Raw genomic sequence first — 25910 nt, 5'->3', positions numbered from 1 at the left:
ATCCCCACGAGCGCCGGTGTTGCCCCGGATATGACAGCCATCGGAATCATCGGAGCAGGACACATTGGCAGCCAGGTTGCCCGCAAAGCGGTCGAAGTCGGCTACGACGTAGTGATCAGCAATTCCCGCGGCCCGCAAACGCTGGCCGCACTCGTCGCGGAACTGGGACCCCGGGCCCGGGCCGCGACGCCGGCCGAAGCGGCAGCGGCGGGCGATTTCGCCGTCGTGACTGTCCCCTTCAGGAGCCTCGGCAGCATCCCCGTGGAGCCGCTCGCAGGGAAGATCGTGATCGATACCGGCAACTACTACTGGGAGCGCGACGGCCACATCCCGGCCCTCGACGCCTTCGAGGCCACTTCCTCCGGGATGGTGCAGGGACACCTGCCCACGTCCAAGGTGGCCAAGGGCTTCAACCACATCCGGTACGGCGAGATCACCACCGACGGAACGCCCGCCGGCACGCCGAACCGCCGCGCCCTGGCCACCGCGAGCGACTACCCAGAGGCCAGCGAGCTCGTGACGAAGCTGTACGACGAGTTCGGCTTCGACACCGTGAACATCGGCCCGCTCTCCGAGAGCTGGCGCGCGGAGCGGGACCGCCCGGCGTATGTAGTGCGACAGAACGCTGCTGAACTCAGCGAGAACCTGGCCAAGGCACCTCGAACCATCTGACGGTTTAACTTGCGATGCCGGCCTGGGGCTATTAATCCATTCGGCGTATTATTCAGGGTGATCCACGTTCTCTTGGCCCCGACGCCGCCCAACCCTGACCGCTGACACTGAAGGATCCGTGAGCCACCTCAACCACAACCATGCGCCGCTGTCTGCCTCCGGCGCCGAAAAGCCACCCCGTACCCTCGGCAAGGACGTAGCCTTCGCCGTGATGATCGGGCTTCTGGGGGGTCTGTTTGGGCTGGCCCCGTGGCTGGTCACCGGCGCGCAGCTTCCACTGCAGAACCTCTGGGGCACGGAGGTGCTGCCGCAGCAGATGCCCCTGTCGCTCCTGCCGTTGAGCCAATACGAACTCACCACGCTCGTTGCTCTGATGACTGTGGGCGGTGCGGCCGCCGGCATGGCAGTGCGGCTCTGGTCCCCTGCCCGACGGCGGCTGGCTACGTGGTGTGCGGCGGCTGGTGTTCTCGCGGTGCAGGCCACTGCCGCGGTTCAGGCGTTCACGGTGCTTGCCGGCGGCTTGGCCGGCGGAACGACGTCGGGGCTCTATTTCGCCGGGCTGCTCTCGGGGGTCATCGCAGCCATCGCCGCGAGCATGGTGGCGCTCCTGCTCGGCTCGGCGAAATCCAGGGCCCTGACGGCCCTGGGCGTCGGACTCGTCGCCGTGCCCCTTGGCTCGTGGGTCGGCGAGTGGGCGGGGAACCTGGCAGGAGCGGGCAATGTCTCGCCCGCGGTGCGCTGGTTGCCCGCTTTGCTGGTCGGCGTGGCACTGGCATGGTGCGGACTCCGCCCCGCCCGCCGCGCAGTGGTATGGCTGGCGAACCTTGGTCTGCTGTGGGTGGTTCCGGCGGTGTTCATCTCCGTCAATTACGTCCTGGGCACACGCCTGCCGGAACGCGACCCGCAGGAATTGGCCCTGATGATCCGACAGATCCTGACGGCTACGCTCGGGCCCGACGGCGGGGCCGGCCCCACCGTGGTGCTGGCACTGGCCATCGGCCTGACAGGCACAGGTGTGCGAGAGTTGGTCCGCCGGCGTCGGCAGAGCTGAGAGCCGGACTCAGCGGGCCGGCACCAGAACTGCCTCCCCTGGCTAACCGTCCACCCAATGTGCCAGGACGGTGAAACCTCCGAGCACCCAACTACGCGGTGATTGGTTCGCCTTATGTACCCGCCGGCCGATCTTGCGCCGCAATAACCATCGGACTGGGTCAGCTCGGCCCAGCCTGGCTAGCCGGAGGTGATCTGCTGGTGGGCTTGATTCCGGGAGTCCTCCTGACGGAGGCAGGGTGGAGCCGACATAGCTTGATGTCACTGAGCCGGACGTACTGCCGTCGAGCGCCAACGATTTCGCATCCATACGCGCGTAGGCCAAGCTCGCGTCCCCCACCGGAAGACCCACCGACACGTTCCGGCTCAGGAGCCCTGATCCTGGTATCCGAACCCGTCGCGCCCCACGCCCCTCTTGACTCCCGCCCCCACCTTCTCTAAACTTTTCATAAAGCAGAATCTAAATTCCACAAAGCGGAAACTCAAGAAGAGCCAAGCAGCCGGGAAGATAGATCAAAGCCCCTCCTCGGAAGGACCTACGATGACGTACACAGTGAACTGCTCCATCCTCTTGACGGAGCTTCCCCTGCTCGAGCGCCCCGCAGCCGCAAAGGCTGCCGGCTTTGACGCCGTCGAGTTCTGGTGGCCCTTCGACACCTCCGTCCCCACGGACGCCCAGGTCACCGGGTTCGAGAACGCCGTCAAGGACGCCGGCGTCCAGCTGACCGGCTTGAACTTCAACGCCGGCAACATGCCTGGCGGCGACCGCGGCCTCGTTTCCTGGCCCGCACGCTCCACCGAATTCCTGGACAACATCGACGTCGTCGCAGGCATCGGCGAGCGCCTCGGCTGCAAGGCCTTCAACGCCCTCTACGGCAACCGCGTGGACGGCGAATCGGCCCAGAAGCAGGACACCATCGGCGCCGAGAACCTCGCCGCGGCAGCTGCCGGCGTCGCGGGCATCGGCGGCACCGTCCTCCTCGAACCCGTCAGCGGCGCCCCAAAGTACCCGCTCCTCACGGCAGCGGACGCCCTCAAGGTCATCGCCCGCGTCAAGGAAGAATCCGGCGCAGAGAACATCAAGCTCCTCGCGGACTTCTACCATCTGGCGGTCAACGGGGACGACGTCGCGGCCGTCATCGAAAACCACGCCAAAGACTTCGGCCACATCCAGATTGCCGACAACCCCGGCCGCGGGGCTCCCGGAACCGGTGAGCTTCCCCTCGGCCAATGGATCGCCCGGAGCCGCGAACTCGGCTACGACGGCTACATCGGCCTCGAATACAAGGAACCGGCGGAAACCGCCTTCGCCTGGGCCATCCGCCAGCGCGTCGCCAACTAAACCACTCAGCTAAATTGCCCACTCGCACTAAAACCCGACTTCAGTAAAGGAATCACAATGAGCAACGTTTCAGTCATCGGACTCGGAATCATGGGCCTGCCCATGGCCATCAACCTGGTCAAGGCCGGCCACACCGTCACCGGTTTCAACCTCAACCAGGACGCGATCGACAAACTCATCGCCGAGGGCGGCCAAGGCGCCACCAGCATCGCCGACGCAGCCAAGGGCGCCGACATCATCATCACCATGGTGCCGGACTCCCCCGACGTCGAAGGCGTAGTCAGCGGCCCGGAAGGCCTCTTCGCCAACGCCAAGCAGGGCGCCCTCTGGATCGACGCCAGCAGCATCCGCCCGGACGTGTCCAAGCGCCTGGCCGACGACGCCAAGGCAGCCGGCATCCGTGCCCTTGACGCCCCGGTTTCCGGCGGCGAGCAGGGGGCAATCGACGGCGTCCTCTCCATCATGGTGGGCGGCGAGGCATCCGATTTCGAGGCAGCCGAGGAAGTCCTGAACGTCGTCGGCAAAACCGTTGTCCACGTTGGCCCGTCCGGCTCCGGCCAGACCGTAAAGGCAGCCAACCAGCTGATCGTGGCCGTCAACATCCAGGTCCTGGGCGAAGCAATCGCCTTCCTTGAGGCCTACGGCGTAGACATGGACGCAGCCCTCAAGGTCTTGGGCGGCGGCCTGGCCGGCTCCAAGGTCCTGGACCAGAAGGGCCAGAAGATGCTGGACCGCAACTTCGATCCCGGCTTCCGCCTGGCGCTCCACCACAAGGACATGGGCATCGTCACCTCCGCTGCCCGCGAAGCCAAGGTGGCCGTCCCCCTCGGCGCCGTTGTCGCACAGCTCGTCGCCGCGACCGTCAACCAGGGCGACGGCGGACTGGACCACTCCGGCCTCTTCAAGCAGGTCCTCCAGCTTTCCGGTCGCAGCTAGTTAGCAGCTAAACCAGCCGCCCCCACAAGGGGCACCAGAACTCAAAAGGGAACAGCCGGCGTCGTACTTTACGACGCCGGCTTCCCCGAACACACCCAACTTCAGCCGGGTTTCGACAGGCTCAACCACCAGCAACCACCGGCAACCACCAAGACTTTCAAGGAGCACACCATGACTAAGATGCGCACCGTAGACGCTGCAGTCGCCATCCTGGAAAAGGAGGGCGCCATCGAGGCGTTCGGCCTGCCAGGCGCGGCGATCAACCCGTTCTACTCCGCCATGCGGGACCACGGTGGCATCCGCCACACGTTGGCCCGCCACGTTGAAGGCGCCAGCCACATGGCTGACGGCTACAGCCGGGCAAAAGACGGCAACATCGGCATCTGCATCGGCACGTCCGGCCCCGCCGGTACGGACATGATCACCGGCCTGTACGCCGCCTGGGCAGATTCCATCCCCATGCTCTGCATCACCGGCCAGGCCCCCGTGGCCAAGCTGCACAAGGAAGACTTCCAGGCCGTGGACATCGAGTCCATCGCCAAGCCGGTCACCAAGATGGCCATGACCATCATGGAGCCCGGCCAGGTTCCGGGTGCCTTCCAGAAGGCCTTCCAGCTGATGCGCTCCGGCCGCCCGGGCCCGGTCCTGCTGGACCTGCCCATCGACGTGCAGATGGCCGAGATCGAATTCGACATCGACACCTACGAGCCGCTGGCCGTCGAGAAGCCCAAGGCCAGCCGCAAGCAGCTGGAAAAGGCCCTGGACATGCTCACCGCAGCCAGCCACCCGCTGATCGTGGCCGGCGGCGGCATCATCAACGCCGGCGCCTCCGCGCAGCTGGTTGAACTGGCCGAACTGCTGAACGTCCCCGTCATCCCCACCCTGATGGGCTGGGGCGCCATCGCGGACGACCACCCGCTGATGGCCGGCATGGTTGGCCTGCAGACCTCGCACCGCTACGGCAACGAGGCCATGCTGGCCTCCGACTTCGTGATCGGCATCGGCAACCGCTGGGCCAACCGCCACACCGGCGGCCTGGACACCTACACCGCGGGCCGCAAGTTTGTGCACATCGACATCGAGCCCACCCAGATCGGCCGCGTTTTCTCGCCGGACCTGGGCATCGCGTCCGACGCCGGTGCGGCGCTGGACGGCCTGATCGAGCTGGCCCGCGAGCGCAAGGCTGCAGGCTCCCTGCCGGATTACTCCGCCTGGGTTGCCGAATGCGCCGAGCGCAAAGCCACCATGCACCGCAAGACGCACTTCGAGAACATCCCCATCAAGCCGCAGCGCGTGTACGAGGAAATGAACAAGTCCTTCGGCAAGGACACCACCTACGTGTCCACCATTGGCCTGTCCCAGATCGCCGGTGCCCAGATGCTGCACGTCTTCGGCCCGCGCAAGTGGATCAACGCCGGACAGGCAGGCCCCCTGGGCTGGACCGCCCCGGCCGCCCTGGGCGTTGTCCGCGGCAAGCCGGACGAGACCGTTGTTGCCCTGTCCGGTGACTACGATTTCCAGTTCATGATCGAAGAGCTGGCCGTGGGCGCGCAGTTCAACCTGCCATACATCCACGTGGTGGTGAACAATTCCTACCTGGGCCTGATCCGCCAGTCCCAGCGCGGCTTCAAGATGGATTACCACGTGTCCCTGGCGTTCGATAACATCAACTCCCCCGAGACCAACGGCTACGGCGTGGACCACGTCAAGGTGGCCGAGGGCCTGGGCTGCAAGGCCATCCGCGTGGAGGACCCCAACGATCTAGGCGCGGCGTTCGACAAGGCCAAGGCGCTCATGAGCGAATACCAGGTTCCGGTGGTTGTTGAAGTGATCCTGGAAAAGGTCACCAACATCTCCATGGGTGTTGAAATCAACGCCGTGAACGAGTTCGAGGACCTGGCCGAGACCCGGGAGGACGCCCCCACGGCCATCCTGGCTCTGCAGAAGTAACACCCGCACAACCCCTGCAGTACTGATTCAATGAAAGGAAGCACCGGCATGCGCGTTGTTATTGCCCCGGACAAGTTCAAGGGCTCACTGTCCGCCCCGGACGTTGCCCGGCACCTCGAGTTGGGGCTGCAGGCAGCTGCCGGTGGCAACCTTGAGGTAACGCTCATTCCAGTGGCCGACGGCGGCGAGGGCACCTTGGATGCCGCCGTCGGCTCCGGCTTCACCCGCCGGAGCGCCACGGTCAGCGGCCCCACCGGAAAGCCGCTCCGGGCAGAGTTTGCGGTCCGCGGCAGCGAGGCCGTCATTGAAATGGCTGCCGCGTCCGGGCTCGCCGCCCTTCCGGGCGGCGTCCGGGATGCGGGCGGGGCCACCAGCCTGGGTACCGGGGAACTGATCAGGGCAGCGCTCGACGCCGGCTGCCGGCAGATCATCCTGGGTGTGGGCGGCAGCGCCAACACCGACGGCGGTGCGGGAGTCCTTCAGGGCCTCGGCGCCAGGCTGCTCGACGCCGACGGCCGGGAACTCCCGGCCGGCGGCGCCGCCCTGGCCCGGCTTGCCAGCATTGACTTCTCCTCCTTCGATGTCCGGCTGGAGGAATCACGCTTTGTGCTGGCCAGCGACGTGGACAATCCCCTGCTGGGCGTTGAAGGCGCTGCGGCGATCTTCGGCCCGCAGAAAGGCGCCTCCCCGGAGGACGTCACAGCACTGGACAACGCTCTGGCCAACTTCGTGCGGGTTCTCGCGGGCGAAATCGGCTCCCGGGCCGAACGAGCCGCGGACGCTCCGGGAGCCGGCGCGGCCGGTGGCGTGGGCTACGCAGCCATAGCGGTACTGGCCGCGACCCGCAGGCCGGGCATCGACGTCGTACTCGAATTCACCGAGCTGGCGGACCGGCTTGCCGGCGCCGATCTGGTGATCACCGGCGAAGGCAGCCTGGACGAACAGAGCCTGCTCGGCAAAACGCCCATGGGCGTGGCCCGGGCCGCCTCCCACGCGGGCGTGCCCGCGATTGCGGTGTGCGGTCGCACCACGCTGGACCGGGAACAGCTCAGCGAAGCCGGCTTCGCACAGGTCTATGCTTTGACGGATCTGGAAGCCAATGTAGATGTATGTATAGCTGAAGCGGGACCGCTTCTGGAACAGCTGGGCAAGCACATCGGCGTGCTGCTCGCGGGCAACCAGCTCGCCGACACCAAGGAGGACCTCCATGTCTGAAGAAACCTATGACCTCGTCATCCGCGGCCGGCGCATCCTCACCACCGCAGGCATCACCGCCCGCGAAGTAGGCATCCGCGGCGGCGTGATCGTCGCCATCGAGCCGTTCGGCAACGGCCTCAGCGGCACGCAGGTCATTGACCTGGCCGACGACGAAACCCTCATCCCCGGCCTCGTGGACACGCACGTCCACGTCAACGAGCCCGGCCGGACCGAGTGGGAAGGCTTCGCCTCCGCCACCCGCGCAGCCGCCGCCGGCGGCGTCACCACCATCATCGACATGCCGCTGAACTCCATCCCGCCCACCACCACGGTGGAAGGCCTCAAGCTCAAGCGCGAAGTGGCCGAAGACCAGGCGTTTGTGGATGTCGGATTCTGGGGCGGCGCCGTGCCCGGCAACAAGGCGGACCTCCGCGGCCTGCATGACGAGGGCGTCTTCGGCTTCAAGTGTTTCCTCCTGCACTCCGGCGTGGACGAGTTCCCGCACCTCGAAGCGGACGAGATGGAGGAGGACATGGCCGAGCTCAAGTCCTTCGACTCCCTTATGATCGTCCACGCCGAGGATTCCCACGCTATCGACCGCGCCCCGCACCCCGGCGGCGACCACTACGAAACGTTCCTGGCCTCCCGCCCGCGCGGCGCCGAGAACAAGGCAATCGCCGAGGTCATCGAACGGGCCCGCTGGACCGGCGCCCGCGCCCACATCCTGCACCTCTCGTCCTCGGACGCGCTGCCCATGATCGCCAGTGCAAAGCGCGACGGCGTCCACCTCACCGTGGAGACGTGCCCGCACTACCTCACCCTGATGGCCGAGGAAATCCCCGACGGCGCCACCGCGTTCAAGTGCTGCCCGCCGATCCGTGAGGCCTCCAACCGCGAGCTGCTCTGGAAGGGCCTGCAGGACGGCACCATCGACTGCATCGTCTCGGACCACTCCCCCTCCACCCTGGATCTGAAGGACCTGGAAAACGGCGACTTCGCCGTGGCCTGGGGCGGCGTCTCCTCACTGCAGCTGGGGCTCTCCCTGATCTGGACCGAGGCCCGGCACCGCGGCATCACCCTGGAACAGGTGGTTTCCTGGATGGCTGAGAAGCCCGCCGCTTTGGCCCGCCTGCACAACAAGGGCCAGCTGGCCCTCGGTTACGACGCGGACTTCTCCATCTTCGCGCCGGACGACGCATTCGTCGTCGACGTCACCAAGCTCAAGCACAAGAACCCCATCACGCCCTACGACGGCAAGGCGCTCTCCGGCGTCGTCCGCAAAACGTTCCTTCGCGGCAACGAGATTGACGGCCGCAAGCCCAGCGGCAAGCTGATCCGCCGCGGCGGCGTCTGAGGCACAGCGCGATGGCCGTCGACATCCATGCCCCGTACCCGCGGCCGCGCGCAGGCTCCCGACCGGGAGCCCGTCCCGGCCTCCAGCCAGGGCTTCAGCCGCGCGGCCTGGCGGTGTGGCTCCAGCCTTGTGAAGGCCAGGAGATCGACCCGGCGGTCTGGGCCCAGGCCGCCCAAGCGGTCCTGGCACGTGCCCGCCAGCTTGCTCCGGTAGCGGACGTCCACCTGTGGACTGCGGCCGGAACCGCAGCGTCCGGCGTCGAAGGTTCAGACGCTTCCGACGGCGGCACTGAAGTTCCCGGAACGGCTGTTTCTGGAACCGCAGAGTCCGACGCCGGAAACGGCACCGCCGCGCTCAACCCGTCAGTATCCCTGGCCGGCCGGCGCAGCATCGTGGCAGTGGATCTGGCCGCGGACACCGTCCTTCTGGACGGAGTCCCGGTCAGCTTCACCCTCATGGAATTCAGCCTCCTGAGGTACCTCGTGGAGAACCAGTCGCGGCCGATTCAACGTGAAGAATTGCAACGCATTCTGGAGTCCCTGGACTGCCCCGGCGCGGCATTCCGCTCCATCGACGTGTATGTTGGACGCGTCCGGCGCAAGCTGGGCTTGGCCCGCCACGCCATCGCCACGGTGCGTGGGGGCGGCTACCAGTTCGTCCCCGGACCGGGCAGCACTGTCCGCGGACCCGCGGAATACTGCATCTAGGCAGCCCGTTGCACCCATAGATTGATCGCCGGCCACGGCGGTTGCCCTACAAGCCAAGGATCGCTACATGACCCAGAAACTCCTCGCCGGAACCCAGGCCCCCGATTTCGCACTGCTCAACGCCGGAGGCCATAAGGTCTCCCTCTCCGATTACCGCGGACGCAACGTCATTGTGTACTTCTACCCGGAAGCCGCCACCCCCGGCTGCACCACGGAGGCCTGCGACTTCCGCGACAACCTCGCCAGCCTGCAGTCCTCCGGCTACGAAGTCCTAGGCATCTCCCCGGACGCGCCTGAGAAGCTGGCAGCCTTCACCGGCGACTTCGCCCTGACCTTCCCGCTGCTCTCCGACGAAGACCACGCTGTGGCGCTGGCCTATGGCGCCTGGGGCGAAAAGCTCGTGAACGGCGAAGTGGTTGACGGACTGGTCCGTTCCACCGTGGTGCTTGACGCCGAAGGCAAGGTCACGCTCACCCAGTACCAGATCAAGGCCCAGGGCCACGTCGCAGCGCTCAAGGCAGAACTCGGCGTCTAGGGATCGCCGTCGCTCCAGCCCAGGCAGTAGTTCTTGACGCAGTGCCGGACCGGTCTTAGTGTCGCAGGGATGTTGCGGTGAACTGGGTCAAGACTGCGCCCTCGGGTCAGAAACAGCGGACGACGGCGGGCCCTCCCGCCGTCGTCCGCTTCCGTTGTGTGCTTGGTTGTGGCCTTCAGGCGTCCGCCCGCGTGATGCCTTCTGGACTCGAGGGTGCCCAGATCGCGGCGATGACGTCGTCCCGAAGGAAATACTGCCGGCCTTCCAAGGGCGTGAGGTTCCCACGGACTATGTAGTAGCCCCGGCCTTCACCCGGACCGCCGGCGGCCCGGTCAAAAGCGTCGAGCATATAGCGGTCCAGCTGCTGGTCCGGGCCGCGCTCCCGAAGTGCTGCCAGTGCGTCCGGCGCGAGGGAACTGATGAGCCCTTGGATATTCGTCATTTCATGCACATCCTTACCGGCACCACTCGGGACATGGTTAATGGCTGCCCCCGCGGGCGGACCCGGGGGGGGTGCCTGCACTGGCTGCATCCATCCCCCGAGTGTAGGACCGGGCCTGAGATCAGGCCAGACCCTATTTCGGGGTTGAGCCGCCCCGACGCCCAGCTCCCGGTTGCCCGGCAGAGGTTGCTCAGAGTGCTGCCCGGAAGCCTTCGACAAACAGCTGCGCCCTTTCGTCCGCGTACTTCTCCAAGGGCACAAGACCCGTGGCGATATCGGAACGTCCGCTCCAGCCCGCCGAATAATTCGGCCGGCCACCGCCCATCAGAGAATGCCGGGCAACCCCTCTGGACCACCGCTTTCCGCCACCCCGGGTGCGCCCGGCGCCGAAAGCCTGTGCTTACTCAGAGTCCCGGGATCCCGCCGAGAAAGAGACCACATGATCAAGCGCCATTCGGACCTCGTCCTGGAAGTCACAGCCCACGATCCTGACACCGTCGAAAACGACCTCAACACCGCCGTGGAAATGGCCCGCGAACACGCCATGCAGGAAAGCCGCCCCGGCATCCTGGTCACTCAACACAGCTTCACCAGCTACACCGTCGCCGTCAGCCGCGACGTCCCCTACGGGCAGACGCACGAAAGGCGCGATCTCGCGTAGCAGTGAAGCAAGCGGACGACGGCGGAACCTCCCGCCGTCGCCCGCTTGCGTTTAGGTCCGTTCCCGCACGGTGCGTTCTAGCTGCGTGTAGACGGCGTTTTGGACGTCTTGGCGTCCACGACGTCCAGTAGCCGGACAGTGCCGTTATTCCAGTTGGCCCTAAGCGCCGCAATGCATCCTTCGACGTCCCCGTTGATGAGGCGCTCCGCTATCTCCTCATGCTCCGAGGCTGACCGCTCGATGACCTCGGTGCCGGCCACAAGTGATCTTTCATAGCGGCGCAAGGTGAGCTTCAGCGACGCGATGATTTCATGGAGGCGCCGGCTCGGACAACCGGAAGTCAGCAGGGTGTGGAACTCATCGTCCCGCCGATCGATTTCACTTGAAGATTCCATTGATGCCGTGAACGACTGGGCCTCCTGCAGCAGCCTGGGCGCGATCTTGTCCAGAGCCTCCTTGGGGGTCAGGTCAATGGCCAACGCCTCCATGGCGGCAATGATCTGGACTACCTCCGCGAAGTCAGCCGCGCTGACCGGAGCCCAGCGGAAGCCTTTGCCGGACTCCCGTTCGATGACGCCCTGCTGAGTAAGCGATATGAGGGCCTCCCGCAAGGGAGTCCTACTGACCCCGAGCTCGGCAGAAAGCGCCACCTCGTTGATCGACGTGCCCATCTTGAAGTCACCGGCACCGACGCGGTCCATGATCACGGTCTCGATCTGCTCGCGAAGCGACTGACGCTGTATGGACATGTTCATCTCCTAGTGAGGTGGCCCGAGTCGCGCCACCAAAATCATGATCGACCATCCCAGCCTAGGCGGCTCATTGCCCGGTCTCTACATTCAGTATACTGTACACAGCAGAGAGGGGGCGACGTTGCCAGAACCATTCATCATCGGACTCATAGTTAATCCGGTCGCGGGGCTAGGCGGACCCATCGCCCAAAAAGGCAGCGATGCGCCGAACATCCGGGAAACTGCCCTTGCCGCCGACGTCGAACCCCAGGCACCTGCACGCGCGCGCCGGGCGCTGGAACAGCTCGTCAGCATGCTTGGGCGGAACGGCCGGAAGTGCCTCGTCATGACGGGCAAAGGAGAACTGGGCGCCGACGCCGCCGACGGCCTGTGCCCCATGGAACTGCTCTCCTCGCGGGACGAATCCGTCCCCGAACGGACCGGTTCTTCCGCAATCGACACCCGAAGGCTCGCCGCCGCCATCAAAGACGCCGGAGCCGAGCTACTCCTCTTTGCCGGCGGAGACGGCACCGCTCGCGACGTCCTTGACGCTGTCGGGGCGGACCTGCCGGTCGTGGGCATCCCCGCCGGCGTCAAGATCTACTCGGCCGCCTTTGCCCTGACGCCCGTGACCGGTGGCAGCTTGGCTGCCGCCTGGCTGATCTCGGACCGGCGGCAAACCTCAGAACGCGAGGTGGTCGACATCGACGAGGACGCCCTGCGGGCAGGCTCTGCCTCACCTTCGCTCCATGGCTGGCTTCGCGTCCCGGTCGACCCCAGCCGTCTCCAAGACAGGAAAACTCCGACGCCGGCAAGCGATAGTGCCGCTGTGGAAGCCCTGGCACGAACGGTCGCCGGCTCCATGACCCCGGGCCGCAGTTATGTCCTGGGGCCGGGCGGCACCACGCACGCCGTCGGCCGGGCCCTGGGCTTGGATCTGAGCAGGCTCGGTGTGGATGTAGTGCGGGACGGCCTGCTCGTGGCACGCGATGTGACCTCCAACCAGCTAGAGCATCTCCTCGACGGCACGCAAGCCACGGTGGTCCTGACACCCTTGGGCGGCCAGGGCTTCATCGTGGGCCGCGGAAACCAGCAACTCACGGCCGCCCTGGTTGACGGCGCCAGCGTTCAAGTCATCGCGACGCCGGCGAAGCTCGCCTCCCTCGGCGGCAGCCCCCTGCACGTTGATACCGGCAGCCCGGAAGGCGATGCCCGGCTGAGCGGTTTCGTCAAGATCCTCACCGGGCCAGGCACGGCAACCGTGTACCCGGTCGGCAACTTCACCACCGAACGATTCGCTACACATCAATAAGAATGGAGAACGGAATGCGACTGCAGAACAAGAAGGCGCTCATCACGGGCGGAGGCTCGGGCATTGGCCGCGCGACAGCCCTCGCCATGGCGGCGGAGGGTGCCGACGTCGCAGTGGTTGATATCAACCTCGCGGCCGCGCAGGCAGTGGCAGCGGAAGCTGAGGCGCTGGGCGTCAAGGCACTCGGCATCGGCGGCAACGTGGCCGACGAAGCCTCCGTGCAGGCTGCCGTGGCCGAAGCTGCCAGCGCGTTTGGGACCATCAGCGTCCTGTTCAACAACGCCGGAATCATTCGCCGTGCAAACGTCATCGACACAACGACGGCGGAATGGGACCAGGTAATGGGCGTCAACGTCCGCGGCGTCTTCCTGATGTGCAAGTCCGTAGTGCCCCTGATGATCGCCAACGGCGGCGGCTCCATCATCAACACCGGCTCGGGCTGGGGCCTGAAGGGCGGCGGCGATGCCCTGTCCTACTGCGCCTCCAAGGCTGCCGTAGTCAACATGACGCGCGCGCTGGCCATCGACCATGGCAAAGACGGCGTACGCGTCAACTCGGTCAACCCGGGCGACACCAACACACCCATGTTGCGCGAGGAAGCCCGTCAACTGTCCCAGGAAGAGGCCAGCTTCCTGACCGAGGCCAACGACCGGCCGCTGCAGCGGATGGGCACGCCGGAAGAGATCGCAGAGGCAGTCGTATGGCTTGCCAGTGACGCCAGCAGCTATGTGACCGGGTCCGCCCTGGTGGTCGACGGCGGCGGCATCGCCTGACCTGTGTGAGGGGAAACAGTGAAGCCCCGTCCTGCGTGCAGGACGGGGCTTCACTATGGACAGGAAACGCCAGCGGTCACTCTTCGCGGTGCGCGAGCCACACGGCGAGGTCAATGAACAACGCGGCCGACCAGCCGAAACCAGTCGTCGCACCGGCCGCCCTCCGGCCGGACAGAGGATTCCAGTACTCGTGCAGTCCGCCACTGCAGACCACCATTTCCACCGTCTTCTCCGCCAGCGCGGTGGCCTCGGCCTCGAGCCCGCTGCGCAGCAGGCCCTGGACTACCAGCCAGTTTACGTTCAGCCAAACGGGTCCGCGCCACATCCGGTCCTGGTTGAACTCCGGCTCGGAGAGCCCCACGGTAGGCAGCGGGGAAGGTGCGCCCAGGGACGCCGGATCCGTCAGCTGCGCGGCCACCGCGGCTTTGACCGGTTCCGGCAGGCGCCCGGTGAGCAGCGGCATCAGCGCAAACGGGGTCACCGTAGTCCGGCGCCCGGCCGGAGTCAGGGCCACAAAGCGCCCCAGCGCCGGATCGAAGCGCCGGTCCACCAGCTGTGCCGCCGTCTTGTCAGCCAAGGAGCGGTGGCTGGCCGCCGTGGCGGCGTCGCCGGCGTCCTCGGCCAGGTCGGCCATTGCGTCCAGGGCCACCACGAGATAGCTGGGGAGGTCCGGCGCGAACACCGGGCCGCCGTCGTCGAACAGCGGCGAATCGTCCAGCCCGGAGGAATAGACGTGCTCATACCCGGGGAGGCCGTCCGGCGTGGGCCGGGCGAACCACCACCCGTGCAGCCGGTCAAGCCCGTCCTTGAGCTCACTCTGGAGCGACGTTCCGCCTACGGCATCGATTCCGCGGGCCGCCCAGGCCGCCAACGGCGGCTTGGTGATGGGCATGTCGGCATCGGTGATCATGGGCGAGTCCGCCCCATGGATCCGGGCCAGCGCGGCCAGGTCGCCGGGCGGCATGTCCCCCACGCAGGCCAGCGTGCCGTGGTCGTGGACCACGTCCGGCAGCCCGCCGTCGGTCGCCTGCTCGGCGAAGAACAGACGAAGCTGGTCTGCCGCCAGCCCGGCATCGCCGTGGCGCAGCCCGATGCTGATGAAGTAGGAGTCCCACTGCCAGGCGGCCACGTAGCCCTGCTTGGAAGGCACGACGGCGTCGATGCCGGGGTGCGATTCCAGCTGGACGATGTTGCTGGCCAAGATCCACCAGGCGTAGCGGACCAGTTCCAGATCACTGCCGCGGACCGCCGGCAGCCGCGCGAACCAGTCCGTCCACCGGCTGGCCGCGGCCGCCAGCAGTGCGGCGTGGCCGCCCGGTTCCGGGACCGCGGCCACCGGTCCCCCGATCCGCAGCAGCAGGCTGCCGCCGGGCTGTATCAGCACCCGGACGGCGCCGTGCACTTCAGGGGAAGCGCCGGCGCCCTCACTGCCGAGCCAGTGGATGGGCATGGCGTCCACCTCGGAGACTGCCTGACCGTCCGCGTCGATGCCGAAGGGCTCCAGCAGCACCGTCACCGGTCCGCCTGTGGCGGACGCGCCGATGCTCAGACCGTCGGCGCCCACCAGCGTCAGGGACGCGGCCGAGGCCCCGAAAGAAATGCCTTCCGGGCCCACGGTGGCGATCTCCAGCGGCCGGCCCGCCCTGTCCAGCACGGCGATCCGGCGCAGATGCGTGGACGTGTCCGGGCTGCGCTCGTAGACGGCGCCGGCGATCCGAAGACCGCCGCCGTCGCCGTCGTTCTTGAACACCAGCAACCGTGATCCGCGGTCCGTCAGCGGCACGTTCAGGAGGTCAATGAGCTGGTCCGCCCCCTCCCAGGCCCGCATCAGGAACCGCCCATGCCGGACATGGCCATGGAGTTGAGGATCTTGCGGTTGCCGATCAGGAAGGCGATCAGCATTGGAACGATGGAGATCGCCGAGGCGGCCATGACCAGCGAGTAGTTGATCCCGCCGTATTGGCCGGTGAACTGGGAGAGCAGCAGCGGCACGGTGAACTGGTTTTCGCTGTTGAGCACGATCAGCGGCAGGAAGAAGTTGTTCCAGGCCCCCAGCGCCACCACGATGGACAGCGCGGCCAGGCCGGGCTTAATGTTCGGCAGCACAACGCTGAACAGGATCCGCCAGCGCCCCGCCCCGTCCAGACGCGCGGCTTCCTCGAGCTCCACGGGCAGCGAACGGATGAACTGGCGGACCAGGAACACCGCAAAGGGATTGCAGAGCACGGCCGGGATGATCAGCGCCAGATGTGTGTCCACCCAACCCAGGGCCGAGAACACCATGTACAGAGGCACGATGGTCACCTGCTGCGGGACCATCTGGGTGGCCAGGAAGAGCACGAACAGGAACTTGCTGCCGCGGAAATCAATCCGGGCAAACGCATAGGCCGCCATGGACGCCGTCAAGATGGTGCCGGCAACGGTGAGCACGCAGATGTAGATGCTGTTCCAGTAGGCCAGCCCGAACGGCGCCGCGTTCCAGGCGTCGGCGTAATTCGCGAAGTTCCACGGTGCCGGGAACAGTCCCAGCGGGTCCGTGATGATCTGCTGCAGGGACTTGAAGGACGTCAGCAGCATCCACAGGAACGGTGCCACCATCAGGAAGCCGCCTACACCCAGCAGTACGTGCAGAAGCACCCTGGAGACCGCGCCGCTGCCGCCACGGCGCCGGGCCGGAGCGTCGGCAATTGCCGGGCTGACCGGGGGGACTTGGATCAATGTTGTTGCCACGGAGTCAGCTTTCGTAGTGGACAAACCGGCGCTGCAGCCCAAGCTGCACGGCCGTGACGAGGAGGGTGAGGAGCAACAGGATAATCGAGGCGGCGCTTGCCATGCCGAACTCGAAGTTCTTGAAACCGTCCTCATAGATCTGGTAGACGATGGTCCGTGCTGAGTCGTCCGGTCCACCGCCATTGGTGAGAATGAAGACGACGTCGAACGTCTGGAAGGAGCTGATCACAGCCACCACGGTGGAGAAGAACACCACCGGGGACAGCAGCGGAAGCCTGATCCGGAGCATGGTGCGCAGCGGGCCCGCGCCGTCCACCTTGGCCGCCTCCAGGATGGCCGGAGAGATGCCCTGCAGACCGGCCAGGAAGATGATCACGTTCAATCCCAGCGAGGACCAGATGGTCACGACGCACACCGCCGGCAGCACAAAACGCGGATCCCCCAGCCAGTCCGGCCCGGGGATGCCGAACACCGTGGCGAAGGACGCGTTCAGGGGCCCGTCCGCCCGCAGGATCTGCTGCCACACCAGCGAGATGGCGATGGAGCTGGTCATCACCGGGGCGAAGTACATGATCAGGTAGCCCGTGCGCCCCCGCAGCCGGTCAAGTCCGACGGCGATCAGCAGGGACAGCGCCAGCCCCACCGGGACGGTGATGAGGGCGATGGCCACGGTGTTGATGATGGCCCGCAGGAACTCCGGGTTGCCCAGTTGGGCGGCAAAGTTCTCCGTGCCCACCCATTCCAGTGCCGTGAGTCCGTCCCATTTGGCGAAGGCCAGGACCATGCCGACGGCGAACGGCAGCAGGACAAAGACGATCATGCCCAGCAGCTGCGGGCTGACGAAGACGAGCCCCATCCAGCGGTCGAGCTTGCGCCAGCCCGCTTCCTTACGTTCCACGGTCGCGGCAGTGTGTGTGCCACCGCCCGGGCGGCCGCCGGAGCGGCCGCCGGTCAGCGTAGCTGCCACGATGTCAGGCCGCCTTGTCCATCAGTGTGGTCAGGGATGCCAACACATCGTCCACGCCGGCCTTGCCCTCGTACAGGGAGAGCATCAGTTCGCTGACGTCCGAGGACAGTCCGGGAACCTTGGCCTCCTTGGCGTAGTTGGAGAACCCGGCGTCACGCAGGTCCAGGAAAGTCTGGGCATGGGCCGGGTAGGACCCGTCCAGCACCACGGCGTCGGCGCCCTTGATCGAGGGGACGGCGTTGCCGCCGTCGGCCAGGCGCAGCGCCTGGCCCTTGGCGCTGAGGAAGCCCACCAGGAAGGTGGTGGCTGCCTCGGGCGACTTGGACTTGGCGTTGATGACCAGGTAGGAGGCGGCCACGCCGCTGGCGCCCGGCTTACCGGAGGCGGACGGCCACGGCGCGATGTCGTAGTCATCCTTGTTCCCGGACTGCTCCGCGGTGGCAATGCCGTAGCGGCCCTGGACGTAGAAGCCTGCCTTGTGGGTCGCGAAGAGGCTGTCGCCGCCGGATCCCTCGGGCAGTGTGTCGGCCACTGTGAACAGCTTCTGCTGGAAGGCCTCGCCGAGGCTCTTCAGCGCCGCCTTGCCGGTGGCGTCCTGCGGCAGGACAAACGTGCCGGCGGCGTCAAAGACGGTTCCGCCGTTGGCCGCAACCCAGCTCCAGTGCGTGGCCCAGTAGTTCCAGAACAGGGCGCCGTGCATCCCGGCACCGGCCAGCTTGGAGCACATCTCCAGGAACTTCTCCACGGTCCATTTGCCCGCAGCTGCCAGCTCGGCGGGGTTCTCGGTGATGCCGGCGGAGGCCAGTGCCTTCTTGTCGAACCACATCACATCCGGGTTGCAGTCGTTCGGCAGGGCGAAGAGGCCCTTGTCCGTCTTGGCCGCACCGAACAAAGCGGCGTTGAAGTCAGCTAACTTGATGGATCCGTCGGCGGCGTTCACCACAGAGTCCAGGTTCATCAGTACGCCGGAGTCGACAAACTTGCCCATGTAGTCATCGCCCACGTAGAAGACGTCCGGTGCCGTGCCGGACGTCAGCTGGGTGAGGAGCTTGGAGTGGTAGTCCGAGTAGGACGGCACCATCTGCAGCGTGGCGGCGATGTTGGCGTGGTCCTTCTTGAACTGCTCATTGAATTCCTTGAACCGCTGTCCCTCCTCCGGGGTGCCCCAGGTGGACCACGTGATCTTGGCCGACTTGTCGGCAGCTGCCTGTCCGCCGCTGCCGCAGGCCGCGAGGGCCAGCAGTGAGGCCGCACCAAGCGAACCGGTAAAGAACGTACGGCGGTTAAGGGTGGAACTAGTCATGGTGTTCTCCTAAGCAGTGCGGGTGGACGGGTGTCAGCGGACAGCGGGATCGGCGACGGCGGCCGGGGCGGTGGTCTGGGCCGGACCGGCGCCGAAGTACTTGCGCTGGTAGGCGCGCCAGGTGATGGCCCAGCGCTCCGGCGCATCAAGATCGTCGTGGTGGATGTGGTGGACCGTCTGGTTGTGCGGGGCGGTGCGCACCGTTTCCGGCTCCTCACGGCATTCCCGCACCACCTCGGCCAGGGCCGCCACGTACTCGTCGATCTCGGACTTGGAATAGGACTCCGTGGGCTCCAGCGTGAAGGGCTGCGCCACCAGGTAGGGGTGGTGGCTGGTCCAGTAGTGCATGCCGAAATCGGAAAGCCGGATGCCGATCTCCTCCGAGGAGATGCCAGTCTCCTCGAAGAGGTCCTGCCAGGAGTAGCGGACCTGCTCGATGCGGCGCTTGCCCTCGGCGTAGGGGGCGCTGGCGCCGGGGATGGCAAGGACCTGGCCAAGCAGGTAGTTGTTGTTCAGCACGGCGATCTCGGCCACCTGGCGCAGACCCTCGGCACCGAGGGCCATGATCCAGGCGTAGGCGCGGATGACGTTCGGGGTGACGCCGTAGAACGGGGCGATCTTGCCGACCGACTGCGGGCGGTCGCCGTTGATGACGAACTTGTCGCCCACCTTGTCGATGGTCGGCCCTGGCAGGAACGGGACCAGCTTGGCCGAAACGGCGCTGGCGCCGGCGCCGGGGCCGCCGCTGGCGTGCGGTGTGCTGAAGGTCTTGTGCAGGTTGAAGTGGCACAGGTCAAAGCCCGCTTCCCGGGCCCGCGTGATGCCAAGGATGCCGTTGGCGTTGGCTTGGTCGTAGGCCGCGAGGCCACCCACGCCGTGCACCAGGTCCACGAACTCGCGGATCCGGGCGTTGTAGATGCCGGTGTCCTCCGGGTTGGTGATCATCAGCGCTGCGGTGCGCGGGGAGATGGCGGCCTTGAGGGCCTCGATGTCCGGGTAGCCGTCGGCGTCTGGCATCAAGGTGATGACCTTATAGCCGGCGGCCTTCGCGCAGGCCGCGTTGGAGGGGTGGGAGAAGATCGTAGTGATGACCTCGTCGCGGGTCCGGCCCTCACCGTTCGACTCGTGGTAGGCGCGGATCATGGCGATGTTGGACCAGATTGCTGCCGATCCGCCCTGGGTCTGCAGGCTCACGCGCTCCAGGCCGGAGATTTCCGCCAGCAGCTGCTCTGTCCGCCAGAAGATCTCCAGGATGCCCTGGACCTTGGCCTCGTCCTGCAGCGGGTGCAGGTCCATGGCCTTGGTGGTGCGCAGCACTACCTCGTTGACCTTCGGGCTGTACTTCATGGTGCAGGTGCCCTGGCCGATGTCGACGTTGAAGTCGGCGCCCAGGTTCTCCTGGCTCAGGCGCAGGAAGTGGCGCACCACGCGCATCTGGGCCAGTTCGGGCAGGACGGGGGCGGCGCTGCGCTTCACGGCAAGCAGCTGGCTGGCCTGGCGCTGCAGCGCCTCGAACTCCTGGGCCGCGGGGCGCTGGACCAGCACGCCCCGTTCGCCGGGGGTACTAAGTTCGAAGATGATCGGCTCATCCCAGCTGGCCTGGTGGAAACGGCGTAGGGCGGGCTTGGGTGCTACAGGAAGGCTCATCTCAGTTTTCCTTGAAGGTCGTTGCCAGCGCGGCCGCCAGCTGGTCGATGTCGGTGGTGGCGGTCAGCTCGGTGACGCACACCAGCAAGCTGTGCTCATCGGCCACCACGCCGGCGTCGATGTCCTTGGCGCGGAGCAGCTCCACCAGGCGGCGTGCGCTCACACCGGTGGCGGCGAAGTCGATGGTGAACTCGCGCAGGTGCAGCGCCGTGTCGGTGAGCTCGACGCCGTCGAGCGCGCCCAGCGTCTGGCGGGCGTAGGCGGTGCGGGCCAGCAGGGTCTCGCCCAGTTCGGCCATGCCGGCCGGTCCCATCACGGAGAGGTACACGCCGGCGGCGATGCCCCAGAGGGCGGCAGCGGTGCCCACCCACTCCTTGCCCTCTTCGCGCAGTGCAAAGGACGTCCGGTCCCAGGCGACGTCGCCGAAGCCGTACTCGCCGGGCACGGTGGTGCTTTCGATGCCGAAGAGGCGCGAGGGCATCTCCAGCACAAATGTGGGGTCGTCGTGGACGGCGATGAAGCCGCCACGGCCGCCGCCGAACCACTGGCGCACGCCCAAGGACTGGATATCGCCGCAGACGATGTCGGCTCCCCAATCGGCAGGCGGGGCCAGCACGCCGTAGCCGATCGGGTCGGTGCCGACCACCACAAGCGCCCCGCGGTCGTGGGCTGCTTGGGCGAGCGCGGCGCCTGCCGCTTCGAGGGCGCCGAAGTAGCTGGGAGTCTCCAGCCAGACGGCGGCCGTCTCGTCGGTGATCAGGCTGCGGACCGCGGCCAGGTCGGCCGTGCCGTCGATAGTGGGCACAACCACCAGGTCCAGGAACGGCCGGACGTAGTCGCGGACCTTGGACATCTTGTCCGGGTGCACATCGCTGGCCACGATGACCGAGCGGCGGCCGGTGATGCGGCCGGCCATGGCCAGCGACGTCGCTGTGGCCTGGTAGCCGTCGTAGGTGGGCACGTTGACGACGTCCATGTTCAGCAGCTCGGCCATCAGCGACTGGTACTCGAACAGGGCCTGGAAGCGGCCGTGGTCCTCATAAGGCTCCCCGGCGTAAGCCGTGAGGAACTCGCTGCGGTTGATGACATCCTCCACCACGGCGGGGATGTAGTGGTTGTAGGTTCCGGCGCCCAGAAAGGTCAGGTATTCGCGGGTGCTGGTGTTCTTGGCCAGCAGCGAGCTGACATGGCGTTCCAGGTCCGCCTCAGCCAGGAAAGGCTCGGGTAGGTTCAAGAGGCCCTTGACCCGCAGTTCGGCGGGGATGTCGGCGTAGAACTCCCCGATGCTCTCCGCGCCGGTGGCTGCCAGCATGGCTGCCCGGGACTCGGGGGCGGTGTTCGGGATATAGGGATGGACGGTTTGTTCCGTCATGAGGTCACCTCTGCTGTTGGAATGGAAATGGTCGTCGAAAAAGTTGTGGTGCCGTCCGCCTCGGGGTAGAGGACGACGGCGTCGGTGTGGGCGTGCTGGACGATCAGCACGCCGCGGGCGGGAAGGGTGTGGACGGTTGACTGGCCGCCCGTGGACCGGCCGTCGGCGATCAGAAGGGTGGCGCCGGCGGGAAGCCGGGCCGCCACCGGGTCCGTGCCGCGGTTGAGCACGAAGGTGAACGAGGAATCGGGTCCGCGGCGCACCACCAGCTCCACGGCCTCGCCGGCCGCGGCGGTGGCCGGTGCCGGGCGCAGGGTCACGCCCGCCTCGTCGAGGATCTCCCCGACCAGCGCGCGCAGGCCGTCGTCGTCCAGGGCCGCGCTGAGGTACCAGGCGCTGCCGGCCCCGTGCGTCCGGACGGTCACGGCGGCGCGACCGTCGAGCTCGCCGCCGCGGTAGCTGGCCACGGTGCGCGCGTCAACAGGCTCCAGCCATTCGCTGATGGTGTGGACACGGTGCGGCGTGCCGGCGAGCACGATCTCCCCGGCCTCGCCGTCGGGCAACGGCCACACCTCGTCCACTTCCACCCCCAGCAGGGCTCGAAGCGGCCCGGGGGCGCCGCCGTCGTGCATGTGGTCGTTGGCATCCACCACACCGGAGAACGGCCCGACGACTACGGTCCCGCCAGCGTCGGCGAAGGCCTCCAGCTGGGCGGCCAGCGCGGCCTGCACCAGGTAGAGGTTGGGGACCAGGAGGACCTTGTAGCCGGACCAGTCAGCCCCGGCGCGGACCAGGTCCACGGTGGCGCCGCGACCGAAGGCGGCGCGGTGCCAGGACCGGGCAGCCTTGATCCAGGTCAGCCGGTCAGTCGGCAGCGAGTCCGGGGCGGCCAGCGCCCAGTTGGAATCCCAGTCGCAGAGCATGGCCACCTCGGCAGCCACCCGGCTGCCCTTCACGGCGCCCAGCCCGGCCAGTTCTGCGCCGAGGGCCTTGCATTCGGCGAACGTGCGGCTGCGTTCGCCGCGGTGGCCGAGGATGGCGGCGTGGAACTTCTCCGGGCCAAACTTGGCGGCGCGCCACTGGAAGTACATGATGCCGTCGGCGCCGTGGGCCATTGCCTGGTAGCTGTCCAGCCGCATCACGCCCGGGGCCTTGGGCACGTTGACCTCGCGCCAGCTGACGGCGCTCGCGGACTGCTCCAGCAGCAGCCACGGCGCGCCGCCCTTGGCCCCGCGCATCAGCGCGTAGTTCAGCGCCGCCTCCACGTGGGCGCGGGGGTCGGCCGGGTCCGGGTACGCATCGTCGGTGACGATGTCCTCGGCGTCGGCGAACTTGAAGTAGTCCAGATCATGCAGGATGGACATGAAGTTGGTGGTCACCGGCAGCTCCGGCGTCACCTCACGCAGCACCGCCACCTCGGCGGCGAACAGCTCCAGCATGGCGTCGGAGGAGAAGCGCTCGAAGTCCAGGCGCTGCGTGGAGTTGATCGGACCGGTGGCCAGCCGCGGCGGCTCGATGGCCTCGAAGTCCAGGTAGTGCTGTCCCCAGCAGCTGGTCCCCCAGGCCTCGTTCAGCGCGTCGATGCTGGCGTACTTGGCCCGCAGCCAGGTGCGCAAGTGCGCCCCGGAAACCTCGCACCAGCAGCGCGAGACGTGGTCGCCATACTCGTTGGAGACGTGCCACAGCCGCACGGCGGGGTGGTTGCCGTAGCGCTCGGCCATCGCACGCGTGAGCTTGAGTGCGTATTCGCGGAACACCGGCGAGCTGAAGCAGTAGGCCTGCCGGGAACCAAACTCGAGACGCACGCCGTCGGCCGTCACCGGCAGGATCTGCGGATGCTTGCGGACCAGCCAGGCCGGCGGGGTGGCCGTGGCGGTGGCGAGGTCTACAGCGATCCCGGCGCCGTCCAGCAGCTCGATGACCTCATCGAGCCAGCCGAAATCAAAGCGCCCCTCCTCCGGTTCCAACAGCGGCCAGGAGAAGACAGAGACGGTGATGAAGTTGACTCCTGCCTCTTTCATCAGGCGCACATCCTCGCGCCAAACCTCCCGCGGCCACTGCTCGGGGTTGTAGTCGCCCCCGAACGCGATGCCGTCGAGTTTCACGGTGCGCGTCACCCTTTGACCGCCCCTCCGAGGCGCCCGTCGGCAACCGTAACCTCAGAGACCCGGCCCCACGCGGGTATCTCGCCGGAGACTGTCGCATTAGCGAACTTGAGCATTTGACTTCCTTGTCTCAACCAAAATTCTGTATACAGTACACACTGTACAACATTGATTGTGATCGTCAACACATTTTGGCGCGCGGAAGCGCAGACCCGCGGGGCATCCCGCCGTCATCCGTTTTTTCGTGGGCCGGTCCGCAGCCGTGGGCGTAGTTTGGTGGCATGACGGAAAGCTACCGGTACGACGTGGAGGTCCTGCATCTGCTGGTCTCGCCGGCGCACGCCTACTTCGGCCGCGCCCGCGAGGGGGCAGCTGATATCCCCACCACCGATGCCGAGCGAGTGGAGCTCGCGGCGGGCAAGGGCATCGTCGGTGATCGGTTCTTCGGCAAGGCTGCGCACATGGACGCCGCAGTCACCGTGTTTGCCATCGAGTCCCTCGAGGCCATCGCCTCAGAGCTGGGAACGGGGCCATTTGACCCGCTCCTGACCAGGCGCAACATCGTGCTCCGAGGCGCGCACCTGGCTCCGCTGCTGGGACACGACTTTGCTCTCGAATCGCGCGGAAACCTGGTGCGCCTCACGGCCGGGCGCCCCGCGCACCCCTGCGTCTGGATGGATGAGATGCTCGCCCCGGGCGCCCACAAGGCAATGCGCGGGCGGGGCGGCGTGCGGTGCCGGGTAATTTGCGACGGCGTCCTGCACCGCGGACCGGCAGTGCTGGTCAGCCCCGTGCCTCTTGAGCCCGGGCGCGCCGGCGAGGCCACAGTGTTGCGGGCGTCGCGGCTGCCCTAGTTTGCGCATGCCGCCCAGAGGTCAGACGTGCTGATCCACGAGCACCGGGTTGCCGTCCGGATCCACGACGATAAAGCTCCCCGGACCGGTTGTGGCCTCGTCAGCCTCGGACACGAAGTTCGCGCCCTGGGCCCTGAGTTCCCGCTGGAGGTTGCGCACATCGGTGAAAGAGTCCAGCGCAACTGGTCACCGCCGGCGGCGTCAAGCTCACATACACCCCCGACGACGTCACTTTCCTCGTGAGCCTCGCGGACGAAACCAAGTATCAGGCGGTCATCGACCGGACCTACAACCTGGCCGACGTCATCGAGGCCCACCACTTCGTGGACACCGGACGTCCTGCGCGTCCACCAACTCCAGGGACAGACTCCGAACCACTGACGGACAATGGCGGGACCTCCCGCCGTCGTCCGTCTTTAGTTATGCGGTGCGCTAGGGCTTTTTGGCGGGCTTGGCCGGACTCTTAGCGCTGGTCTTCGCCTTGGGCTCCCTGGGGCTGTCTGCGTCCTTGAGTTCCTCCTCCGCGGTGGCCTGAATCAGGGCAAGCAGGTCGGGGTCGAGCCCCGGAGCGAACTCCTCACGGCGTTCAGGTGAGATGGCCATGGGGAAGCCTTGGGGCGAGACCTCCGTGCTGAGTTCGGTGCCGTCATTTGAGGAGAGGCTCCGCGGTAAAGCTTCCCGGCCTCGCTGAGGTTGTCTGTGCGATGGTGGACCGCGCAGTTTTGTTTTCCGCCATCTCGTAGATCCGGCACTTCTGCAGCCGGCCCGTGGATTCCAGCATGAGGTTGTACAACAGGTCCAGGACCAGATTGCCGCTGTTGTAGACGTAGGATCCGCTCCAGGGGTTGCCCGCAGCGTCCACCCGGTAGTGGTGGATGTTGCTGGTGTCCAAAGCTATTTTCAGGGGTGTGGCACCTTTGGCGCCCGGCTCATCCACGGGATCGGTTTTCTTGCCTTGGTACCGCGGCGATCCGTCCAGTAGCTGGGAAATGGTGGTGCCGATGAGCTCGACGTGGCTGATCTCCTCAGTGCCGACGCCCTGGAGTAAGTCCTTGTAGGGCTTGGAGGCAGGATCGCCACGGAAGTTCATACTCTGGAACAGGTACTGCATCATGGTCCGCATCTCGCCGAACTGCCCGCCAAGTCCCTCCTGCAGCGCGTTGGCTGCAGCGGGATCGGGCTCATCGGCGGCGATTTCGTTGATCAAAAGCTGTGTATGAAGGTACATGTGCTTCCTCGCTCATTGATCTGATGGCGGGTGCTGACGTGG

23 protein-coding genes and 1 pseudogene are annotated in these 25910 nt (G+C 66.6%); 13 read left to right on the top strand and 11 right to left on the bottom strand.

Features of this window, described 5'->3' with window-relative positions:
• The first annotated feature begins 30 nt into the window (after positions 1–30).
• From ACZYZ4_RS00450 to bcp, 9 genes are all read left to right on the top strand, one after another.
• Entirely contained in the window at positions 31–672 is a 642-nt protein-coding gene (locus ACZYZ4_RS00450) for an NADPH-dependent F420 reductase (RefSeq protein WP_463857223.1), read from the top strand.
• A gap of 118 nt (positions 673–790) precedes the next feature.
• A complete protein-coding gene (locus tag ACZYZ4_RS00445) occupies positions 791–1723 on the top strand; it encodes a hypothetical protein (protein ID WP_463857221.1) in 933 nt (310 codons plus the stop codon).
• A 540-nt stretch (positions 1724–2263) separates the two neighbouring features.
• Positions 2264–3064, top strand: a complete 801-nt coding sequence (locus tag ACZYZ4_RS00440; RefSeq protein ID WP_111909447.1) for a hydroxypyruvate isomerase family protein — start codon at positions 2264–2266, stop codon at positions 3062–3064.
• A 57-nt stretch (positions 3065–3121) separates the two neighbouring features.
• Positions 3122–4000, top strand: coding sequence for a 2-hydroxy-3-oxopropionate reductase (locus ACZYZ4_RS00435; protein ID WP_463857219.1), 879 nt, complete (start codon positions 3122–3124; stop codon positions 3998–4000).
• A gap of 171 nt (positions 4001–4171) precedes the next feature.
• On the top strand, positions 4172–5950 hold the full coding sequence (gene gcl, locus ACZYZ4_RS00430; RefSeq protein ID WP_463857218.1) for a glyoxylate carboligase: 1779 nt from the start codon (positions 4172–4174) through the stop codon (positions 5948–5950).
• A 48-nt stretch (positions 5951–5998) separates the two neighbouring features.
• A complete protein-coding gene (locus ACZYZ4_RS00425; RefSeq protein ID WP_463857216.1) occupies positions 5999–7165 on the top strand; it encodes a glycerate kinase in 1167 nt (388 codons plus the stop codon).
• A complete protein-coding gene (gene allB, locus ACZYZ4_RS00420; protein WP_463857214.1) occupies positions 7158–8501 on the top strand; it encodes an allantoinase AllB in 1344 nt (447 codons plus the stop codon). Before ACZYZ4_RS00425 ends, allB begins: the two co-directional genes overlap by 8 nt.
• An 11-nt stretch (positions 8502–8512) precedes the next feature.
• Positions 8513–9208: a winged helix-turn-helix domain-containing protein gene (locus ACZYZ4_RS00415; protein WP_463857212.1), complete on the top strand. Its 696-nt coding sequence runs from the start codon at positions 8513–8515 to the stop codon at positions 9206–9208.
• A 67-nt stretch (positions 9209–9275) separates the two neighbouring features.
• Positions 9276–9743 (top strand): thioredoxin-dependent thiol peroxidase, encoded by a 468-nt coding sequence (bcp, locus tag ACZYZ4_RS00410; protein ID WP_463857210.1) that lies wholly within the window; start codon positions 9276–9278, stop codon positions 9741–9743.
• A 175-nt stretch (positions 9744–9918) separates the two neighbouring features.
• On the opposite strand, the gene ACZYZ4_RS00405 is transcribed toward bcp, so the two are convergent.
• Positions 9919–10185: a hypothetical protein gene (locus ACZYZ4_RS00405; RefSeq protein ID WP_463857208.1), complete on the bottom strand. Its 267-nt coding sequence runs from the start codon at positions 10183–10185 to the stop codon at positions 9919–9921.
• Between the two features lie 439 nt (positions 10186–10624).
• Here ACZYZ4_RS00405 and ACZYZ4_RS00400 point away from each other — a divergent pair, with 439 nt between their 5' ends.
• On the top strand, positions 10625–10846 hold the full coding sequence (locus ACZYZ4_RS00400; RefSeq protein ID WP_463857206.1) for a hypothetical protein: 222 nt from the start codon (positions 10625–10627) through the stop codon (positions 10844–10846).
• A gap of 77 nt (positions 10847–10923) precedes the next feature.
• Here ACZYZ4_RS00400 and ACZYZ4_RS00395 read toward each other — a convergent pair whose 3' ends face one another.
• Positions 10924–11595 carry a GntR family transcriptional regulator gene (locus tag ACZYZ4_RS00395; RefSeq protein ID WP_463857204.1) on the bottom strand — a complete coding sequence of 224 codons (672 nt, stop codon included), beginning with the start codon at positions 11593–11595 and terminating at the stop codon, positions 10924–10926.
• A 124-nt stretch (positions 11596–11719) separates the two neighbouring features.
• Between ACZYZ4_RS00395 and ACZYZ4_RS00390 the strand changes: the two genes are divergently transcribed.
• Together ACZYZ4_RS00390 and ACZYZ4_RS00385 are read left to right on the top strand one after the other, a co-directional pair.
• Entirely contained in the window at positions 11720–12889 is a 1170-nt protein-coding gene (locus ACZYZ4_RS00390; protein ID WP_463857202.1) for an ATP-NAD kinase family protein, read from the top strand.
• Positions 12890–12903: 14 nt separating this feature from the next.
• Positions 12904–13662 (top strand): SDR family NAD(P)-dependent oxidoreductase, encoded by a 759-nt coding sequence (locus tag ACZYZ4_RS00385; RefSeq protein WP_463857200.1) that lies wholly within the window; start codon positions 12904–12906, stop codon positions 13660–13662.
• Positions 13663–13738: 76 nt separating this feature from the next.
• On the opposite strand, the gene ACZYZ4_RS00380 is transcribed toward ACZYZ4_RS00385, so the two are convergent.
• Genes ACZYZ4_RS00380 through ACZYZ4_RS00350 form a run of 7 tightly spaced genes read right to left on the bottom strand, consistent with a single transcriptional unit; the run spans position 13739 to position 23798 of the window.
• Positions 13739–15490, bottom strand: coding sequence for an amylo-alpha-1,6-glucosidase (locus tag ACZYZ4_RS00380; RefSeq protein WP_463857199.1), 1752 nt, complete (start codon positions 15488–15490; stop codon positions 13739–13741).
• The gene (locus ACZYZ4_RS00375; protein ID WP_463857197.1) at positions 15490–16392 is read right to left on the bottom strand and encodes a carbohydrate ABC transporter permease; all 903 of its coding nucleotides are present in this window, start codon (positions 16390–16392) and stop codon (positions 15490–15492) included. Before ACZYZ4_RS00375 ends, ACZYZ4_RS00380 begins: the two co-directional genes overlap by 1 nt.
• 4 nt (positions 16393–16396) lie before the next feature.
• Positions 16397–17359 carry a carbohydrate ABC transporter permease gene (locus ACZYZ4_RS00370; protein ID WP_463857195.1) on the bottom strand — a complete coding sequence of 321 codons (963 nt, stop codon included), beginning with the start codon at positions 17357–17359 and terminating at the stop codon, positions 16397–16399.
• A gap of 4 nt (positions 17360–17363) precedes the next feature.
• Positions 17364–18662, bottom strand: a complete 1299-nt coding sequence (locus ACZYZ4_RS00365; RefSeq protein WP_463857193.1) for an ABC transporter substrate-binding protein — start codon at positions 18660–18662, stop codon at positions 17364–17366.
• Positions 18663–18695: 33 nt separating this feature from the next.
• Positions 18696–20309: an aminomethyl-transferring glycine dehydrogenase subunit GcvPB gene (gene gcvPB, locus ACZYZ4_RS00360; protein WP_463857192.1), complete on the bottom strand. Its 1614-nt coding sequence runs from the start codon at positions 20307–20309 to the stop codon at positions 18696–18698.
• A 1-nt stretch (position 20310) separates the two neighbouring features.
• Positions 20311–21681, bottom strand: a complete 1371-nt coding sequence (gene gcvPA, locus ACZYZ4_RS00355; RefSeq protein ID WP_463857190.1) for an aminomethyl-transferring glycine dehydrogenase subunit GcvPA — start codon at positions 21679–21681, stop codon at positions 20311–20313.
• Positions 21678–23798: a beta-galactosidase gene (locus ACZYZ4_RS00350; RefSeq protein ID WP_463857188.1), complete on the bottom strand. Its 2121-nt coding sequence runs from the start codon at positions 23796–23798 to the stop codon at positions 21678–21680. Before ACZYZ4_RS00350 ends, gcvPA begins: the two co-directional genes overlap by 4 nt.
• Positions 23799–24067: 269 nt before the next feature.
• Here ACZYZ4_RS00350 and ACZYZ4_RS00345 point away from each other — a divergent pair, with 269 nt between their 5' ends.
• Positions 24068–24640 carry an MOSC domain-containing protein gene (locus ACZYZ4_RS00345; RefSeq protein WP_463857186.1) on the top strand — a complete coding sequence of 191 codons (573 nt, stop codon included), beginning with the start codon at positions 24068–24070 and terminating at the stop codon, positions 24638–24640.
• 21 nt (positions 24641–24661) lie between these two features.
• On the opposite strand, the gene ACZYZ4_RS00340 is transcribed toward ACZYZ4_RS00345, so the two are convergent.
• Together ACZYZ4_RS00340 and ACZYZ4_RS00335 are read right to left on the bottom strand one after the other, a co-directional pair.
• Entirely contained in the window at positions 24662–24817 is a 156-nt protein-coding gene (locus ACZYZ4_RS00340) for a VOC family protein (protein ID WP_463857866.1), read from the bottom strand.
• Positions 24818–25072: 255 nt separating this feature from the next.
• A pseudogene (locus tag ACZYZ4_RS00335) lies at positions 25073–25868 on the bottom strand (manganese catalase family protein).
• Positions 25869–25910: the final 42 nt, after the last annotated feature.

The sequence above is a fragment of the Pseudarthrobacter adonitolis genome (assembly GCF_055412845.1).
The sequence above is the reverse complement of the archived record's forward strand: the minus strand, read 5'-3'. Positions and strand labels throughout refer to the sequence as shown.

What these genes read in the sequence shown, in the direction of transcription:
- ACZYZ4_RS00450 (WP_463857223.1), top strand. Translation starts at nt 31, where the DNA reads ATGACAGCCATCGGAATCATCGGAGCAGGACACATTGGCAGCCAGGTT.
- ACZYZ4_RS00440 (WP_111909447.1), top strand. Translation starts at nt 2,264, where the DNA reads ATGACGTACACAGTGAACTGCTCCATCCTCTTGACGGAGCTTCCCCTG.
- ACZYZ4_RS00435 (WP_463857219.1), top strand. Translation starts at nt 3,122, where the DNA reads ATGAGCAACGTTTCAGTCATCGGACTCGGAATCATGGGCCTGCCCATG.
- gcl (WP_463857218.1), top strand. Translation starts at nt 4,172, where the DNA reads ATGACTAAGATGCGCACCGTAGACGCTGCAGTCGCCATCCTGGAAAAG.
- ACZYZ4_RS00425 (WP_463857216.1), top strand. Translation starts at nt 5,999, where the DNA reads ATGCGCGTTGTTATTGCCCCGGACAAGTTCAAGGGCTCACTGTCCGCC.
- allB (WP_463857214.1), top strand. Translation starts at nt 7,158, where the DNA reads ATGTCTGAAGAAACCTATGACCTCGTCATCCGCGGCCGGCGCATCCTC.
- ACZYZ4_RS00415 (WP_463857212.1), top strand. Translation starts at nt 8,513, where the DNA reads ATGGCCGTCGACATCCATGCCCCGTACCCGCGGCCGCGCGCAGGCTCC.
- bcp (WP_463857210.1), top strand. Translation starts at nt 9,276, where the DNA reads ATGACCCAGAAACTCCTCGCCGGAACCCAGGCCCCCGATTTCGCACTG.
- ACZYZ4_RS00405 (WP_463857208.1), bottom strand. Translation starts at nt 10,185, where the DNA reads ATGACGAATATCCAAGGGCTCATCAGTTCCCTCGCGCCGGACGCACTG.
- ACZYZ4_RS00400 (WP_463857206.1), top strand. Translation starts at nt 10,625, where the DNA reads ATGATCAAGCGCCATTCGGACCTCGTCCTGGAAGTCACAGCCCACGAT.
- ACZYZ4_RS00395 (WP_463857204.1), bottom strand. Translation starts at nt 11,595, where the DNA reads ATGTCCATACAGCGTCAGTCGCTTCGCGAGCAGATCGAGACCGTGATC.
- ACZYZ4_RS00385 (WP_463857200.1), top strand. Translation starts at nt 12,904, where the DNA reads ATGCGACTGCAGAACAAGAAGGCGCTCATCACGGGCGGAGGCTCGGGC.
- ACZYZ4_RS00380 (WP_463857199.1), bottom strand. Translation starts at nt 15,490, where the DNA reads ATGCGGGCCTGGGAGGGGGCGGACCAGCTCATTGACCTCCTGAACGTG.
- ACZYZ4_RS00365 (WP_463857193.1), bottom strand. Translation starts at nt 18,662, where the DNA reads ATGACTAGTTCCACCCTTAACCGCCGTACGTTCTTTACCGGTTCGCTT.
- gcvPB (WP_463857192.1), bottom strand. Translation starts at nt 20,309, where the DNA reads ATGAGCCTTCCTGTAGCACCCAAGCCCGCCCTACGCCGTTTCCACCAG.
- gcvPA (WP_463857190.1), bottom strand. Translation starts at nt 21,681, where the DNA reads ATGACGGAACAAACCGTCCATCCCTATATCCCGAACACCGCCCCCGAG.
- ACZYZ4_RS00345 (WP_463857186.1), top strand. Translation starts at nt 24,068, where the DNA reads ATGACGGAAAGCTACCGGTACGACGTGGAGGTCCTGCATCTGCTGGTC.